2 protein-coding genes are annotated in these 1,421 nt (G+C 33.7%); one reads left to right on the forward strand and one right to left on the reverse strand.

What is annotated here, in order from left to right; all coding sequences use genetic code 11:
- Positions 1-641: 641 nt before the first annotated feature.
- Positions 642-809 (reverse strand): hypothetical protein, encoded by a 168-nt coding sequence (locus AKG98_RS22590; RefSeq protein ID WP_198155597.1) that lies wholly within the window; start codon positions 807-809, stop codon positions 642-644.
- A 500-nt stretch (positions 810-1,309) separates the two neighbouring features.
- Between AKG98_RS22590 and AKG98_RS22110 the strand changes: the two genes are divergently transcribed.
- On the forward strand, positions 1,310-1,421 hold a 112-nt coding region (locus tag AKG98_RS22110), incomplete at its 3' end, for a helix-turn-helix domain-containing protein (RefSeq protein WP_157534188.1).

The raw sequence follows: 1,421 nt of genomic DNA on the forward strand, positions 1-1,421 counted from the left end.
ATAACGTATGTGAAAGGTACGTGTTAGTGAAAGTAAGTGTAAATGAAGACGAATAACGTATGTGCAAGGTACGTGTAAGTGAAAGAAAGTGTAAATGAAGACGAATAACGTATGTGCAAGGTATGTGTAAGTGAAAGAAAGTGTAAATGAAGACGAATAACGTATGTGAAAAGTACGTGTAAGTGAGAGAGAGTGTAAATGAAGACGAATAACGTATGTGACAGGTACGAGTTAGTGAAAGCAAGTGTAAGGAAGTCTGTAAGTGAAGAAAGTAAGTCAATGTAAGAAGAAAAGTATTGCGAAGATAGAAGTAAGTATTTCAGTCGACCTTCTTTTCCAATATATGTAAGTCAGGCTAACAACCTGACTTTTTTTTGTCTAAAATTCATATCTCATATTTCCTATCTCCTATCTCCTAGCTAAATAATACCAATCAATGGTATAGGGCTGTCTACATGTAGGTGTTATAACGTGATGATAGACTTGTTTTGGGTAGTTAGAGTATAGGTAGTTAGAGTATAGGTAGTTAGGATATGGGTAGTTTAGAATCTATGAAGGGTATATAAGGAGGTAGCGAGGGGGTTAACATCCCGATATTAAAGAATATCGGGAATTAAGTTTGATAATGTTAGCTGATGTAATTAAACGCTTACTAGCATATCAATAAAGTTACGGCGTTCTGTTACTGTTGCAAGTTGAGCTGTTTTCTCACCTTGTGAATCAGTAAATGCTACTCGGTTTTTGTGAACTGAAATCGAGTGTACCGGTTGTTTAACTTGGATCTGTGTACCATTAAAAATAATAGTCATAATAAAACTCACTATATAAGGCGTAGCTTAAGCTATCGCATAATTTGTAATAAGCTTCATTACCGTATAACGATAATATTCTGAAATCTGACTATTTAGTTGTGTATAAATAGTTGATTTAGTAAGAAGTGTTTACAGCACGCAACATTTGCTGTATTTCGTTGTTCAATAATTTAGCTTTATATGTTGGATTTTTTAATCTGGCTTACTGAGATTTTCTAGGTAAGGCTTAATCGTTGATTTTTAATTCGAGGATTGTTATTAAATAAATCTGAGCTGATAGTAACAGCGTATTTTATTAGTAGCAAGTTTATTTTTGTGTATTGTTACTTCTTTTTATCACCTTTGACGAAAAACACTGTCCTTTAGGGCGGTGATGTAAGTCATTATTGCGTAGCAATAAGCACTTTTTTTGTTACTAATATTGACATATTTACACATAGAGTCTAAGTTTAGAACTTAGTGCTGTATATAAATACAGTCATGTAAGGTGCTGAAAATTGAAACTTATTGCGTATAAATACAGATTCTACCCAAACAATGAGCAGGTAACAATACTTGCTCAGACATTTGGTTGTGTTCGCTTTGCTTACAATTCAGCGCTTGGCTTCT

It is taken from the genome of Moritella sp. JT01 (assembly GCF_001574435.1).
Classification (GTDB): Bacteria; Pseudomonadota; Gammaproteobacteria; order Enterobacterales; family Moritellaceae; genus Moritella.

Excerpts from the sequence above, each read along its gene's own strand:
- AKG98_RS22590 (WP_198155597.1), bottom strand. The coding sequence starts at position 809 with ATGACTATTATTTTTAATGGTACACAGATCCAAGTTAAACAACCGGTA.